The 15808-nt window shown below is 36.9% G+C and carries 15 protein-coding genes; 4 read left to right on the top strand and 11 right to left on the bottom strand.

The genetic code is table 11. The annotated features are described in order from the left end of the window. Positions 1–235 precede the first annotated feature (235 nt). The 5 genes from glpK to AC3A54_RS08070 form a co-directional block, all read right to left on the bottom strand. Positions 236–1726, bottom strand: a complete 1491-nt coding sequence (glpK, locus tag AC3A54_RS08090; RefSeq protein WP_487654092.1) for a glycerol kinase GlpK — start codon at positions 1724–1726, stop codon at positions 236–238. Positions 1727–1756: 30 nt separating this feature from the next. Then, complete coding sequence (locus tag AC3A54_RS08085; protein WP_487654091.1) at positions 1757–2959, bottom strand: hypothetical protein; 1203 nt, start codon at positions 2957–2959, stop codon at positions 1757–1759. Next, complete coding sequence (locus tag AC3A54_RS08080; protein ID WP_487654090.1) at positions 2956–4152, bottom strand: DUF58 domain-containing protein; 1197 nt, start codon at positions 4150–4152, stop codon at positions 2956–2958. Before AC3A54_RS08080 ends, AC3A54_RS08085 begins: the two co-directional genes overlap by 4 nt. Then, positions 4149–5099, bottom strand: coding sequence for an AAA family ATPase (locus AC3A54_RS08075; protein WP_487654089.1), 951 nt, complete (start codon positions 5097–5099; stop codon positions 4149–4151). The genes AC3A54_RS08080 and AC3A54_RS08075 overlap by 4 nt, the downstream gene beginning before the upstream one ends. Before the next feature lie 113 nt (positions 5100–5212). Next, positions 5213–5407 carry a hypothetical protein gene (locus AC3A54_RS08070; protein ID WP_309865438.1) on the bottom strand — a complete coding sequence of 65 codons (195 nt, stop codon included), beginning with the start codon at positions 5405–5407 and terminating at the stop codon, positions 5213–5215. Positions 5408–5654: 247 nt separating this feature from the next. On the opposite strand from AC3A54_RS08070, the gene AC3A54_RS08065 reads away from it, so the two are divergent. Beyond that, entirely contained in the window at positions 5655–5843 is a 189-nt protein-coding gene (locus AC3A54_RS08065; protein ID WP_149869412.1) for a YkvS family protein, read from the top strand. A 248-nt stretch (positions 5844–6091) separates the two neighbouring features. Here AC3A54_RS08065 and AC3A54_RS08060 read toward each other — a convergent pair whose 3' ends face one another. Continuing rightward, the gene (locus AC3A54_RS08060; protein WP_335545819.1) at positions 6092–6214 is read right to left on the bottom strand and encodes a DUF6254 family protein; all 123 of its coding nucleotides are present in this window, start codon (positions 6212–6214) and stop codon (positions 6092–6094) included. Between the two features lie 143 nt (positions 6215–6357). Here AC3A54_RS08060 and AC3A54_RS08055 point away from each other — a divergent pair, with 143 nt between their 5' ends. Continuing rightward, positions 6358–6969, top strand: coding sequence for a CPBP family intramembrane glutamic endopeptidase (locus tag AC3A54_RS08055; RefSeq protein WP_487654088.1), 612 nt, complete (start codon positions 6358–6360; stop codon positions 6967–6969). A gap of 41 nt (positions 6970–7010) precedes the next feature. Here the strand turns inward: AC3A54_RS08055 and AC3A54_RS08050 are convergent, their stop codons facing one another. After that, on the bottom strand, positions 7011–8060 hold the full coding sequence (locus AC3A54_RS08050; protein WP_487654087.1) for a YkvI family membrane protein: 1050 nt from the start codon (positions 8058–8060) through the stop codon (positions 7011–7013). Positions 8061–8261: 201 nt separating this feature from the next. On the opposite strand from AC3A54_RS08050, the gene AC3A54_RS08045 reads away from it, so the two are divergent. Beyond that, complete coding sequence (locus tag AC3A54_RS08045; RefSeq protein WP_487654086.1) at positions 8262–10412, top strand: ATP-dependent Clp protease ATP-binding subunit; 2151 nt, start codon at positions 8262–8264, stop codon at positions 10410–10412. Positions 10413–10456: 44 nt separating this feature from the next. Here the strand turns inward: AC3A54_RS08045 and AC3A54_RS08040 are convergent, their stop codons facing one another. From AC3A54_RS08040 to AC3A54_RS08030, 3 genes are all read right to left on the bottom strand, one after another. After that, the gene (locus AC3A54_RS08040; protein ID WP_335545812.1) at positions 10457–12151 is read right to left on the bottom strand and encodes a M3 family oligoendopeptidase; all 1695 of its coding nucleotides are present in this window, start codon (positions 12149–12151) and stop codon (positions 10457–10459) included. Positions 12152–12244: 93 nt separating this feature from the next. Beyond that, a complete protein-coding gene (locus AC3A54_RS08035) occupies positions 12245–12685 on the bottom strand; it encodes a MarR family winged helix-turn-helix transcriptional regulator (RefSeq protein WP_335545847.1) in 441 nt (146 codons plus the stop codon). 128 nt (positions 12686–12813) lie between these two features. Then, on the bottom strand, positions 12814–13794 hold the full coding sequence (locus tag AC3A54_RS08030) for a phosphotransferase enzyme family protein (protein ID WP_487654085.1): 981 nt from the start codon (positions 13792–13794) through the stop codon (positions 12814–12816). Positions 13795–13933: 139 nt separating this feature from the next. On the opposite strand from AC3A54_RS08030, the gene AC3A54_RS08025 reads away from it, so the two are divergent. Beyond that, positions 13934–15172, top strand: coding sequence for an MFS transporter (locus AC3A54_RS08025; protein ID WP_487654084.1), 1239 nt, complete (start codon positions 13934–13936; stop codon positions 15170–15172). A gap of 20 nt (positions 15173–15192) precedes the next feature. On the opposite strand, the gene AC3A54_RS08020 is transcribed toward AC3A54_RS08025, so the two are convergent. Further along, positions 15193–15717, bottom strand: coding sequence for a hemerythrin domain-containing protein (locus tag AC3A54_RS08020; protein WP_487654083.1), 525 nt, complete (start codon positions 15715–15717; stop codon positions 15193–15195). Between the last annotated feature and the right edge of the window lie 91 nt (positions 15718–15808).

The following is a 15808-nucleotide window of genomic DNA, read 5'->3' as shown; positions in this document are numbered from 1 at the left end:
CTTTTCAGCTTAATTTTTCCAAAAAACTAGCCATTCATGTATTGATTTTAACCTCGTCATGATGTTTATTTGTATACAAGTGCTAGAATATCATTATAATTCATAGTAAACAACTGAAAAACTCAAAAAACATTATTGTTCACAAAACTGTCAATAACTCTCAAAAACCACCAAAACACTTTAATGATAACAACACAAAAAGTTGTCTTTTAGGACAACTTTTTAAGGATTCCATTTATTTAAAGACCATAGCAGCGTTAACAGCCTTTTTCCAGCCTTCATATAAAGTCTTCCGATTTTCATCTGTCATCTTGGGATTAAATTGGTGTTCAATAGCCCACTGCTTGGAAATATCCTCTTGATTATCCCAATAACCAACTGCGAGCCCTGCCAAATAGGCTGCTCCAAGTGCGGTAGTTTCATTGATGATTGGCCGCTCAACAGGAACATTTAAGATGTCACTTTGGAAGGACATTAAAAAGTTATTTTTAACTGCTCCTCCATCCACACGAAGCGTTTTTAATTCAATAAGTGAATCAGCTTCCATCGCTGATAAAACGTCTTTTGTCTGATAGGCTAAGGATTCTAATGTGGCCCGGACAAAATGCTCTTTCGAAGTTCCTCGTGTTAATCCAAAAACTGCACCCCGGACATCACTATCCCAGTATGGAGTACCCAAGCCAACAAATGCTGGAACAACATAGACACCTGCCGTTGAATCTACCTTTTCTGCATACTCCTCGCTATCCTTTTCGTTCTTCAATATTCTTAGCCCATCCCGCAGCCATTGAATGGCTGACCCAGCAACAAAGATACTGCCTTCAAGGGCATAGTGAACTTTCCCATTTAATCCCCAAGCAATAGTTGTTAGTAATCCATGTTCTGATTGAACGGCTTTCTCCCCGGTATTCATTAACATAAAGCAACCTGTACCGTAGGTATTCTTAGCCATTCCTTTTTCAAAACACGCCTGCCCAAAGAGAGCTGCTTGTTGATCCCCAGCAACGCCAGCAATGGGGATTTCTTTCCCAAAAAAATGATAATCGACTGTATTCGCATATACTTCAGACGATGGTCGGACCTCTGGCAGCATGATTTTTGGTACACCTAAAATAGCTAATAGTTCTTCATCCCATTTTAGTTCAAAAATATTAAACATTAACGTACGGGAAGCATTAGAATAATCCGTTACATGCGCTCGTCCACCCGAAAGCTTCCAAATTAACCATGTATCAATGGTTCCAAATAGTAATTTTCCATCATTCGCTTTTTCACGAGCATCCTTAACATTGTCTAGAATCCACTTTACCTTTGTACCTGAAAAATAAGCATCAATAAGCAAGCCCGTTTTTTCACGAAATAATTGATTGTAGCCTTTTTCTCTTAGTTCATCACAAATCCCGCTTGTCTGCCTTGACTGCCAAACAATCGCATTGTAAATCGGCTCACCTGTTTCTTTATCCCACACCACAGTGGTTTCACGTTGGTTAGTGATCCCAATACCGGCTATTTGATTGGCTTTAATTCCTGATTCAGATAGTACACCTGCAATAACTGAGAGAATGGAACCCCAAATCTCGTTAGGACTATGTTCTACCCATCCTGGTTGTGGAAAATACTGAGTAAATTCCTTTTGGGCTGTGTGGATGATTTCACCTTTTTTATTAAAAAGAATGGCTCTCGAACTTGTAGTCCCTTGGTCCAGGGATAAAATATATTGTTCCAATCAAACCCCTCCTCATGCTCTCCCGAAGATTTAGTGCTTTCCCTTTTTATGAATTTCTATTAATCGCTGCTTTAACTGATGAATTTCTGCCTTTATATACGACTGTTCTTGAGTAGAGGACTGTACATGACCATAACGTACTTTTTCATATAGGCCTATTATTTCATCTCCTCCCACTAATCCAATTCTATTCCACCATTCTTCAAGCGATTCAGACGAAATACGACCTAATTTTAATTTATGGGCGTATTTCTCTAGATTATATATTTCCCTTCTTATATACTCCTCCGGTGGTTTACCTCTTTTCCGTAATCCCACCATCGAGTTTGTGCTAAAGAAAGCATCGAAAACCTCTACCCTTGGCGTGGAGTTACTTTCTATTGCCTGTTGCTTTAGTCTTTTCTTATAGATTAAGTAGCCAATAATCCCTACAACTACCACAATAAGAATTAGGAGTAAGAAATCCATTGAGAATGACCGCTCTTGATATTTACCCGCTTCATTCTCCATATCACTTTCGAAGGGTTTTGGCACATATTCCTCCTGCCCAAAAAGACCCATAATGAATTCAAGGCCACTTAAGAGTGGATTAGCAATTAGATTACTGAAAAGCATGACAATCACATGTAAGATGCTGAAAAAAGCGAGTTGAACATATTTCAGTAAAAATGTTAGTCCTATTCCAATAATAAAGAATCCAGCAAGGATTTTCATAAAATAAAAAGCAAATTTAGTTTTGTCTGTTTGAATAGAATACCATTTGCCATAAAAACTGCCCAATAGGGCTAGTATTATTTGAGATATTAGTAGATAAATCAATGCGTCTTGAAATGGATAGTGACTCAGCGCGGAATAGATGATTGCAATCAAACCTACCATAAAAGATAACAGTAATATTACCGCCTCAGATTGTAGCGACCCATTATCATACAATGATATTCCCCGCCAAAATATAAATAAACCAATAATTAATCCAAAAAATAGAGAATGCTCAGCTTGGTGATATATATATAACAGCAATGGAAAAATCGTTACAATATAAACCCATTTTCCCTTTTCATGTATTTTTACAAGAAGACTTGCTAAAAAAATCATCCCCCCCATACAAGTAAGCAACAAAAAGGAAATAGGCGGGATTTCTTTTTTATATATATAAAATAAAGAAAGGAAAAGAATCCCTACAATACACTCCAAGACAAATCGATAGGTTATGGAAGCGACACGTTTCATCATAGGCGTACCCTTCTATCCTTTTGAATGTCTAATTCACTTAGAACACCATGCTCCTGTTCAATAGTAAGCTCAAGCATCTTAGCTCCTCTTTGTCCGACCTTTAAGAGCATCCGATTAGTTTCTTCTGTCCTGATACCTGTGTGGATAAAAAAGGGTTGTGACGTTAGATGTCTATTATAAAAAGAAAGCATATATTCATATGGAATACTTGTATTTTGAGTACTAATGGAGGCCAGAGTTTCCAATGCCTTTTGGAGCTGTTCTTTTCCTTCTCCTTTTGGAAGAAATAAAAAAGGAGTACTCCCTGCTGTCCGTACATTAATACATAAGGAATAAGGAATCTGTTTGTTATATGCATAATAAGCAATTTCAGTCATTCCACTAATCAATTTCTCGATTTGAGCTGTCATGGAATGACCGTTCGAAACATTTAATGCAATCGTCCAGCCCTTTTCGGAAATTTTTTCAAAAACTTTTGTTTGCAGCGTTTGTTTTTTTGCACTCGCTTTCCAATGGATACGATTAAAGCTATCCGAAAATATATAATCCCTTGTTCCTAAAGGACCAAGGCGATCTTCATAAACAGAATAAGGAACCGCGTTTACACCTTGTAGAACAGACAATTTCTCTATTAGCCCTTTTACTGGAATAGGTTGGGGATAGACCACAGCTTGTTGCTTTAAAAACGATTTCGATTCCAAAATGATTTCACCGAATCCTAAAAGACTTGGCACATGAAATTCAAGCTTACGAATTCTGGCAATTCCCCTTCTACTAGCTTCGAAAGGAATGACTACCTGTTTTGTTTGTTTGCTAAAAATAGAAAACGGGATTGAAATATCATACATGGAAGAATTTGATTCCATTTTTTCACCCTCTGGAACCACAAAATGATCAAAGTAAACTCTTAGGTCACCCTTTAAGATGGGGAACCCCTCATTCCTAAAAATGAATGACCATTGTCCATTATCCTCGACAAAAAAATGGTTTTTTTCATAAATATTATCTAAATAAAGCTTATCACCTGCTTTTTTTAGATAATAATTATTAGCGACCACAATGACTAGAAAAAATATAGCTAAGAATAGGACTAATTTTGACTCCATATATAAGCTGACAAAGATAAGTATTATGGCAAAAGTACTAATACCCGGAATCTTTCGGTCTTCTACCGAATCTTTACTCCAAGTCATTCATTTGCCCCCACTTCTACTGGTACAGGTACTGAGCGTATGATTTCTTCAATAATTGATTCAGGAGTTTTAGTTAAGGAACTCTCAATTGATAAAAAGATTCTATGTCCTAGAACAAACGGAGCTACTGTTTTTACATCATCTGGGGTAACATATGTACGGCCATTCAAAAATGCTTTTCCTTGCGATGCTCTCATTAAGGCCAACGTTCCTCTTGGGCTCACACCTAATTCAATACTGTTATGCTCCCGCGTTCTCCTTACAACAGTCAGCAGGTAATCCTCCATCTCGTCTGAAATGTAAATGTTGTTGATGGATTGCTTTAATTGTTCTATTTCTTGCGCAGAAAAGACTTGGCCAATCGTGTTCATTTTTTTATCCCCGCGATGAATTTGCATGATTCTCTTTTCTTCCTCATACAACGGATAATCTACATTAATTTTAATAAAAAATCGATCCATCTGAGCAACAGGCAGTGAAAAGGTCCCTTGCTGTGATTCAACAGGATTCTGTGTGGCAATTACCATGAAGGGTTCCATTAATCTAACCGTTTCTCCATCAATTGTTACCTGTCTTTCTTCCATTACTTCTAATAAACTGGACTGTGTTCTCGGTGTGGCCCTGTTAATTTCATCAGCTAAAACGATGTTGGCCATAATTGGTCCTGGACGTAATTCAAATTCCTGCAGCTTTGGATTAAAAAACTGGATCCCCGTAACATCACTTGGAAGGACATCTGGTGTAAATTGAATGCGCGAAAATTTCCCTCCAATTGCAGTTGAAAAGCTTTTCGCGAGCATGGTTTTCCCTGTTCCGGGAACACTTTCAAGCAATATATGTCCATTAAATAATAAAGAAATTGCCATTAATTCTACTTCTGTATCCTTTCCGACAATCACTTTACCGATTTCTCTTTTTAATTCTGTGATTTTTTCTATAAGAACCACTCTCTCATCCCCTTAGACGTGTATTAATTTTATAGTCTTATATATTTTATCAAATTTTTAAATATTTCCAAATATAAACAAAAAACCGCTCTATAAAGCGGTTTTGTCTACTATTAACTTCTTGGTTCTTTAAGGTACTGGTATAGTACATCTCCCCCTCGCTGACCAATTCCACGGAAATGTTTAAAATCTTTTCTTTTTACAAGAACCTCGCGAAATTCCATAAAATCCTCGTTCTTCACGTAATACTCTGATAGTTCACCTGTCATAAGTCTATTTAGAATGTCGGTTACATACTCTTCGTTCATTTCTTAGCACCACCTTTTCTATAATTATTTTATCGTATATTCATTTCTTAAAGTCAAATATCGCTTTCTTCTATTCTACTTATGGTAGCGTTTTCTATTCTTTTTACTATTTTCTTCACATATACCTGAAATATTCAGTGATAATTAACAAAATTGTCAAATAAAAGGCTTTACGAATGCCGAAAAGTAGTGCAAACTGTTATTTAACTGGTTTTATTATAGTTTTGTAGTAAAGGAGAGAGACTAAATGAAAAAAGCAGAAGTTGGGAATATCATAGAATTCCGTGGTGGTTTGCAAGGGATTGTTGAAAAGGTAAATGAAAATTCTGTAATAGTCGACCTAACATATATGGATAATTATCGTGATTTAGAATTAGATCAACGTACGGTTGTAAACCATAAAAACTATAAGGTAGTAAAAGAAAGCGCTTATTAATGGAAAAAAATCGTAAGAAAAGGCAGTTTATCCTGCCTTTTCTTTTTTTATTGCTCTGTTTAATTTGTCTGTTGATTTCCACTCCAGGCACGAGCGGTTCGCGGGCGTGCCGGGGAGCCTCCTCGTCGCTCACTCCTGCGGGGTCTCCCCTGCCCCGTACTCCCCGGAGGAGTCTTCGCGCCTTCCGCTCCAATCAACAGGTGTGTCAAATCAACATAAGTCTTTAATATAGCATTTTCATTAATCCCTTATTCTTTTCCCTTCCCTGCTTCAGTCGCAAGGTCTTTTAATGACTTTACTTTCCCATGAGGGTTTTGATCCTGTTTTCTAACTGTCCATTCCCTCTCTTGCTCACTTTTTGACTTACTCATCCCTATCACTCCTTTCTAGGTTATTTTTTTCTTATTTTTCTTTTCTTATCAGTCATTTTTGTGAATTCATTCATGTAAACATTTCCTTTGAAAATCATTTTTGCTACAATAACCTTTATTCACTCTTAAAGGAGATGCCACAAATGAAAAAACACAACCTAGACATACGGCTTATTGTCGGGTTACTTGTTGCCCATATCCTCATCAACTTTTCATTTCATGATAAAGCTATATTTTGGTATATATTTTCTGGCTCTTTACTGGTATTAATTGCCTATGCCACCCTCCAAGGTGATGTAGACGATGAAGTCCAGTTTATCAACTATTTCTTTTTTGGTGTAGTAAGTGGATTTGTACTCTACTTGGTTTTTTGGCTGGGCATTCAAGCAATGGAGTTGCTTCACCTTCCATTTGAAAATAGCCTAAATAAATTGTACAAGTTGTATGCACCTTCGTTATTTTGGCAGTACATTGCTTTAATATTAGTTGCTGCACCTGGAGAAGAGCTTTTCTGGCGTGGATTTATTCAGAAAAATTTAATGAAATATTTTCGTCCATTGGTAAGTATTGTAATAGCTGCATTACTTTATGCTTCTGTACACATCTATTCTGGTTCTTTTTTGTTAGTTTTAGCTGCTTTTCTATCAGGTCTTACCTGGGGATTCCTCTATTACTGGAAAAAAAGCATGCCGCTTATCATTGTTTCACATCTTGTCTTTGACATCATGATTTTTATTATTTTACCGCTTAAATAGTTAATTGCAGAAAGTAGAGGCTGACTCTGAAGTCAGCCTCTTTAATTTTTTTCAGCTGGTTTAAAAGGTTTCATCCAAAGTAAAACAAAAAAGGTCATACAAATATACCCGAATAAAGGATATAAATATGATAACAGAGTTCCATAATTCACAAGGCTGATAAGATAGGAAACGACAAAAATAGACGAAACAGATACCATTGTTGGGATGGCCATATATTGTTTCAGCTGTCGATCAAGGCCGAAAACATTCCCAATGACAGAAGTGAAGATCTCGCCGTAAATGACAAGGACAAAAACGCCATGGAGAAAGGGTGCTAAATTTTTCATAATAATGGCCATTGGAATTTCATATAGTTCAAGATTTGGAAGCATAATCAATGTTGAATGACTAGCAATTAAGATAAGAGTTAAGGCCATTCCCCCAAGAATCCCCCCCCATTTAATTGTCCAATCATCTTTTATTTCTGATGCAATCGGTACTAGAACTGCCTGAGCTAAGCCAAGATTCAAGGCTGTATACGAAAACGGTGCCACGACACTTTTCCACCCATCTTCTGCATGGGGTATATATAATAATTGATTTAAAAAATTAGGCATTTGAATGGAATAAGACATCAATATGAGACTAAAACAAATCATCAGTGGAACCACAAAACTATTCACTGCAAAAAGCCCCTTAGTTCCAATTAACATAACAATAATGGATAATGTGATCGTCAGAAACACACCCAGGTTTTTAGCAAGACCTAGCTGCTCTTCAAAAACAGCCCCTGCACCTGCAAGCATTACTGCGCTTACCCCTAGAAGCATAAAAAGCATAAATATGTTAATAACCCTACCCGGCCATTTGCCAAACAAGTACTCATTTAACTCTTGATATGATTTTGCGTTTATTTGTGCAGCTATTCTCATTAACTTAGACCCTAATGCAATAAAGAGATACCCGCTCATTAATATACTAATAAAGCCAAAGAATCCAAACCGTGAAAAAAACTCAACGATTTCCTTTCCAGTGGCGAACCCTGCTCCAATCACTGTTCCAACATAGACTGCCGCAATTTGAAAGGCTGCTGGCCAATTTTTCCTCACATCATCTCCCCCTTATCATCAATATATGAGTTAAGGGACAAACAAAGACGAGCTTTTTTCTGTAATTGGTAACCATTTCTATAAACAAATCACTTGAAAGTCAAAAAAGGTCAGAGTATACTATGCTCATAAAATCAAAGATAGTCAAAGTCAAACGATGATGTTAAACAACTATATATATTTTTAGGAGGTTATTTACTTATGCTTTGTCAAAAATGTAATATAAACCATGCAAATGTACAGTTAAATATGAATATCAATGGCCAACGTAAGGAAATAAAACTCTGTCAGGAATGCTATTTGAAGGAAAAGCAAACCTTAGGTTCTAGTTTTGGTTCACATATGAACTCGTTCCCTAGCTTTCCTTTTGAAAATCTGTTTATGAGTAACCACGTACCACAGGATTCTCAAATCAATGAACCATTTACAGCTCAACAAAAAGCTTCACATGGTGGATTTATCGATCAATTCGGCCGTAATCTAAGTAACATGGCGAAAGCAGGTCTTATAGACCCAGTTATCGGTCGAGAAGATGAAGTGAAACGTGTCATTGAAATTCTCAACAGAAGAAACAAAAACAACCCCGTATTAATCGGTGAACCTGGTGTAGGTAAGACAGCTATTGCTGAAGGTCTTGCCCTTCAGATTGCAGAAGGAGCTGTTCCAGGAAAACTGAAGAATAAAGAGGTCTATCTTTTAGATGTTGCCTCCCTTGTTTCCAATACTGGAATTCGTGGTCAGTTTGAAGAACGAATGAAAAAATTGATCACTGAATTACAAGAACGCAAAAATATTATTCTTTTTATCGATGAAATTCATTTGCTTGTCGGTGCAGGTTCTGCAGAAGGATCAATGGATGCAGGAAATATTTTGAAACCTGCATTAGCACGTGGGGAATTACAAGTAGTGGGTGCAACAACCCTCAAAGAATATCGCCAGATTGAAAAGGATTCAGCCCTAGAACGCCGCTTCCAGCCGGTTCATGTTCTTGAACCAACAGCAGAGGCTGCTGTGGAAATTCTAAAAGGAATTCAAAAGAAGTACGAGGATTATCATGAAGTGGTATTTTCTGATGAAGCCATCCATGCATGTGTCCAATTGTCACAGCGCTATATCCAAGATCGCTTCCTACCAGATAAGGCCATCGATTTACTTGATGAAGCTGGTTCAAAATTAAATTTAAACTCTGATTATAAAAGTACTGAACAAATTGAGGCCCGCTTAAAAGAGATTGCAGCTGCCAAGGAAGAAGCCCTTAAAAAGGAACTATATGAAGCTGCAGCTAAACTCCGTGATGAAGAGTCACAGCTTGAGAAATCATTAAATACAGATACAAGCTCTGAAAGACCGGTTGTTCAGGTTTCACATATTCAAGAAATTATTGAACAAAAAACAGGGATTCCAGTTGGAAAACTGCAACAAGAAGAACAGTGTAAGATGAAGGATTTAGAAGCAAATTTAAATCATAAAGTCATTGGGCAGGAAAAGGCCGTAAAAAAAGTAGCAAAAGCGATTAGACGCAGCCGTGCTGGCTTAAAATCCAAGAATCGTCCGATTGGATCTTTTCTTTTCGTCGGTCCTACTGGTGTAGGAAAAACGGAACTATCTAAAATACTGGCTGAAGAACTATTTGGTACGAAAGATGCCATGATTCGTCTGGATATGAGTGAGTATATGGAAAAACACAGTGTATCAAAATTAATTGGTTCACCTCCTGGTTATGTTGGTCATGATGAGGCAGGACAGCTTACCGAAAAAGTACGTAGAAATCCTTATAATATTATTTTGTTAGATGAGATTGAAAAGGCACATCCTGATGTTCAACATATGTTCTTACAGATTCTTGAGGATGGTCGTCTTACAGATAGCCAAGGAAGAATTGTAAGCTTTAAGGACACAGTCATCATCATGACAAGTAATGCGGGTGTCGGTCATAAATCAATCCACGTTGGTTTTAGTACAAATGAGGCAGTTGAAGAAGCCAACATTCTTGACTCTTTGGGTAGCTTCTTTAAACCGGAATTCCTAAATCGCTTTGATAATATCATTGAATTTAACGCATTAGACAGTGAAAATATCTTATATATCGTTGATTTAATGATAAAGGAATTACAAGAAACATTATCTGAACAAAATATTGAGTTACACATTACGTCAGAAGCTAAAGAAAAGTTAGCTGAGCTTGGTTACCATCCTGCTTTCGGTGCACGCCCACTCCGCAGGGTCATTCAGGAACAACTTGAAGATACCATTGCTGACTTTATCCTTGAACAGCCAGATGCTAATAAGTTACAAGCCATTTTAGAAAATGGCCAATTAAAAGTCGTTTCTGACATGGTTCTAGTTCAATAAAAGGATGAAAGAGGTTGACTGAGTCAACCTCTTTCATTTATTTCTTATAGTTTTTTATCCTCAATAGAATTGAGCCAATTCTCAATCTCACCAACTACTGATTCTACACAGCCGTTTTCAAATGGAGAAATGAGGTTTGCTGCTTCCACTAACTTGGTAAATGACATACTTCCACCAAGCTTACATAGATTCACATAATCATTCCAAGCCTCTTCTTGATTTTCTCTTGAACGTTTCCAAAATTGGAAGGCACAAATTTGTGCAAGCGTGTAATCTATATAATAAAATGGAGAATTGTATATATGGCTTTGACGCTGCCAGAAACAGCCGTTTTCTAAGTATTCATTCCCATCGTAATCCTTATGTGGTAAGTATTTTTTCTCAATCTCACGCCACTGAAGATTACGTTCCTTTGGTGTTGCGGTTGGATTTTCATATATCCAATGCTGGAATTCATCAACAGATACACCATATGGGAGGAATAATAGGGCTTCACTTAAATGGGAGAACTTATATTTATCCGTATCTTCCTTGAAGAACAGCTCCATCCATGGCCATGTAAAGAATTCCATACTCATGGAATGAATTTCACATGCTTCATAGGTAGGCCAATAGTATTCTGGAATCTCAAAGTGACGACTAGAATAAACTTGGAAAGCATGCCCAGCTTCATGCGTTAAGACATCAATATCACCTGATGTGCCATTAAAATTAGAAAAAATAAATGGTGCTTTATTATTTTCAATAAATGTACAGTAACCGCCAGCAGCTTTTCCTTTTTTGGCTACTAGATCCATAAGGTTATTGTCTTGCATGAAACGGAAGAATGATCCCGTTTCCTCTGAAAGTTCTTCGTACATTTTCTGTCCGTTTTCAATGATCCATTCAGGACTGCCTTTTGGAACCGCGTTTCCTGTTTTAAAAATAAATCCCTCATCGTAATATTTCAATTGGTCAAGACCAATTCTCTCTTGTTGACGAGCTTTTAGTTTTGTAGCTATTGGAACAATAAAATCCTTCACCTGCTGACGGAAATTCGCTACCATTTCTGCATTGTAGTCTGTTCTCATCATTCGATAATAAGCTAACTCTACAAAGTTATTGTATCCAAGCTTCTGAGCAATCTCGGTTCTTACTTTTACAAGATCATCGAAAATTCGATCAAGCTCTGCCTGATGTTCTGCTAAGAACCCAAACCTTGCCTCATTTGCCCGTTTCCTCATATCTCTATCTGTCGACTCAGTAAATGGTTGTAATTGTGTTAAAGTCCTCTCTTCACCTTCAAAATCAATCTTTGCTGATGCAATTAGCTTTGTATATTCTGTTGATAAGCGATTTTCCTTTTGAAGTAATGGGACAATTTCTGGCTTAAATGTCTTAAGCTGACCTTCTGCAAGAGCAAAAAGCTGCTTGCCCCACTTTTCCTCTAATTCACGGCGAAATGTTGATTCTACCAATGCTTGATAATACTTTGTAGCTAGACCTTCAACCTCAGGCTGAATTTCATCCATATAGTCTTGTTCTTGCTTGTAAAACTCATCGTTTGTATCAATGGAATGACGAATGTAACATAAGTTGAACATGGTTCCAATGTCATTTCTAAGTGCATTAATTTCATGCATAGCCTCACTCTGTTCCTCAACTGAAGCTGCACTTTTAAAACGCTCCAGTAACGCATCGAATGTAACAGTTACTTCTTCTAAATTTGGGCGTACGTATGTATAGTTTTCAAAGCTCATTAAACATCCCCCTTATCTTGTTTTCTGCATATATTTCTTCGACACTCTACCATCATATTCCTTTTACAAAAAAAATACGACCTTTTGGCCGTATTAAAATTTACCTGCAGGTATACCTAATTTTTTTAATAGATCAATCGCTTCCGACTTTTCCGAATCAGTTAGACTAGACATGAGCTGATCAATTTGATTTGCATGCTCTGGGAAAATGTCTTGAATAAATGCTCTTCCTTCTTCCGTAATTTGAGCATAAGTGACCCTTCGATCCTTTGGACAAGCAATTCTTTTTAACATTCCTTTTTGCTCCAGCTTATCCACTACATAAGTAATACTCCCGCTAGCTAGCAAAATTTTCCCTCCAATTTGCTGCATGGGCTGGTCTCCCTTATGATAAAGAAGCTCTAAAACAGCAAACTCAGTAGGGTTTAAACCGCTTGCTTGAATCACTTTATTTACATGTTCATTAATCGCTTTATATGCTCGTGAAAGGACAATAAATAACTTTAATGATTTTGCTACTGAATCATTCTCCATAAAAACTCATCCTTTAGATTTGTTTTAAAAATTATCTTGATTTCAAAATTATTATAAAAAAGTTTTTTACTTATGTCAATTTGCATGTAAATGAAAAACGAGACACAACTTGGTTTCGTCTACATCGTTTATACAATTGTTTCTTTATTGATAATCCTATATTGTATCTCATTAATAAGTTTATTTAACCGCTCATCCCTGTCTTCGGGTGCGATCTTCTTTTGGAAAACTGAATACAGAGTAATATCTCTTAATTGAAGAAAGAGAGGTAAATGTTCCTCCCATCTTTCCGGTAAGGGATTACATTCCTTATATCCTTCAGTAAAGTGAGTTAGAAATCGATGAGCAAATTCAGTTTTTTCCTGTTTATTCGAATTACGTAGCCCATTAAAAATGGAATAATAAAGCGGGATGGCAATATCTGATGTAAACCAATGGTAGCTGCAATCATCAAAATCAAACACATGGACATTCTTGCCATCATAAAAGAAATTACCGGAATGGATGTCTGTATGGATTAAACCGAAGTTATCTTTCGTTTGAGGAAGTTCCCATAGCTCTTTCATTAGGACATTAGTATTCTTAATAATTTCCGGTTCGTCTGGAAAATACGTTTTTACATCAATGAGTTCTTCTTCATGCCAAAAAGGGCGCAATTTCAATCCTTTTTTCGGTTGATAATGCTTTGTCACTGCATGCATATGTCCCGTTACTCTACCCCAGGCATAAACTAATTCGTTATTGTATTGATCAGAATTGATTTTAACAGGAAATCCCTCAGCCTTGGTGTATAGACAAGCATAAAAACAGGACCCATCCGCTGCCTCCAAGGATTCTATTAATTGTCCCTTTTTGGAAGGAAATACTTTTGGACAATGAACACCATGTTCGTTCAAGTAGTTCATCCAATCTAGCTCTGCTTCTATTTCACCTAAAGAGCGGTGTGAACTATGGGTAATCCTCAAGACAAATGGTTGGTCATTGCGATACACTTCAAATACATAATTCTCAAAGTCTCCCAATTTCTTTACTCTTAATTCTAATTCAAACCTAGTTAAAAATTGATTTAAAACTTCTTCAGTAAACAATACTTCAACAGACTTTTCCATAAATCCCCCTATGAAACAATTATTCTTTCATTATAGTTTAAAAATTCCAAAATCAGAAATAAATATTTCTTATTCTTGGCAATCGGTAGTAAGATATGGATAGAAAACTATTTGCACTTTTTACAAAGAAGGGATGTCAATGAGTCAGCAAGCTGCTTTACCCGTTAAAACGCCAAAAGCCTCAGAGTCTACCATGTTTAAAATTCTCTTTATCATCGGGCTATGTCATTTATTAAATGATGCGATTCAGGCTGTTATACCAGCTATGTTTCCGATATTAGAGAAGTCGATGGGGTTAAGCTTCACCCAGCTAGGGATCATTGCTTTTTCATTAAATATGGTCTCCTCTGTCATGCAGCCACTAGTCGGGTTCGTAACTGACAAAAAGCCTATGCCATTTGCTTTGCCAATAGGACTTACTTTTACTTTAGTTGGAATACTTGGATTAGGATTTGCTTCAAATTTTGTTTGGATTGTCTTAGCTGTTGTCTTGATTGGTCTCGGTTCAGCCGTGTTTCACCCTGAAGGCTCTAGGGTTGCCTATATGGCTGCAGGGAATCGCCGAGGTCTTGCTCAATCAATTTATCAAGTCGGCGGAAATACTGGTCAGGCATTGGCCCCACTTATTACAGCGCTTATTCTAGTCCCACTGGGACAGAGGGGTGCATCTTGGTTTACCATTGTTGCTGCTCTTGCTGTGATTTTATTGATTTATATTGCAGGTTGGTATAATCAGAGACTAAACCAATCTCCTAAAACAGCAAAAGGTAAAAGAACAGGTATGGATCAAAAAGTCGGGTTGTCCAAAGAAGTTAAAAATACAATCGTCTTTATCCTGTTACTTATCTTTGCTAGGACTTGGTACACATCCGGAATGACCAATTTCTATACATTTTATGCAATTAAAGAGTATGGACTTACCATTAAACAGTCTCAGCTTTTCTTATTTGCCTTTCTCGTATCGGGTGCAATTGGGACATTCTTTGGAGGTCCGCTTTCTGACCGTTTTGGAAAGAAACAGATTATTTCCTTTTCCATGCTGGCAACTGTTCCTTTTTCGTTTCTCATTCCTTATGTACCTCCAACAATTGCCTTTATCTTTTTGATTTTTACCGGATTTATTTTAATGACTAGTTTTTCTGTGACAGTTGTCTATGCACAAGAATTAGTTCCTGGAAAGATTGGGACAATGTCTGGTTTAACTGTAGGACTTGCATTTGGCATGGGGGCAATTGGTTCAGTGGGGTTAGGATACCTTGCTGACTGGATTGGTTTACAATCAATGATTACATGGCTAGGGGTACTCCCCTTACTCGGTTTAATCGCTTTTTTACTTCCATCTGATCAGAAGGTGTGGGAATGGAATCAAATAAAGTAAGGATAGGCTAATGCCTATCCTTACTTTATTTCTTGAATTCTTTTGTACAATTCAGCTTTTTCTTCATCTGTTAGCATTCTTTCTGCCATTGGGAATAGTACATTTTCTTCTTTAGAGAAATGCTCGGTTAAGATGAAATAGGCATTTTGGATTAACTCAGCTAACCTTTTCTTTTCTTCAGTAGATGCTTCTGTAACTTCTGCATTTGTTAGAAAAGAACCGATATTGGTTTTCGCTTGATCATGTTCATACTCCATTACCGCAATAGGTCCTGAGGTTGTTCCAATATAGGTTCCCATCATTGGGAAAAGGACGCCTTCTTCTCTTTCTGAATGTGAGTCTAAAGCTGCCTTAAAGGCTTTCACTTGCTCAATTAATTCAATAAAATCTTCTTCAACATTCAACTCTTGGTCAATGTTTTGTGTTAAAGTGTATAGCTTCTCTAATTGTTCTAATAATGGAGGATGTTCACTTTTAAGTTGTTTTAATCCTTCACTTAATTCAGCTTGGGGCATACCGCCAAACCCACTCATGCAACCACTCATTATCATTCACCTCTATTGTAATTTGTGTCCTAAGTATAAAATTAACTATGAATTAATGTAGTGACAGAGGTCACATCTCTGAAAAAGAAGC

This window comes from Neobacillus sp. Soil_C_43, assembly GCF_057656715.1.
This window is presented reverse-complemented; position numbering and strand designations above follow the sequence as displayed.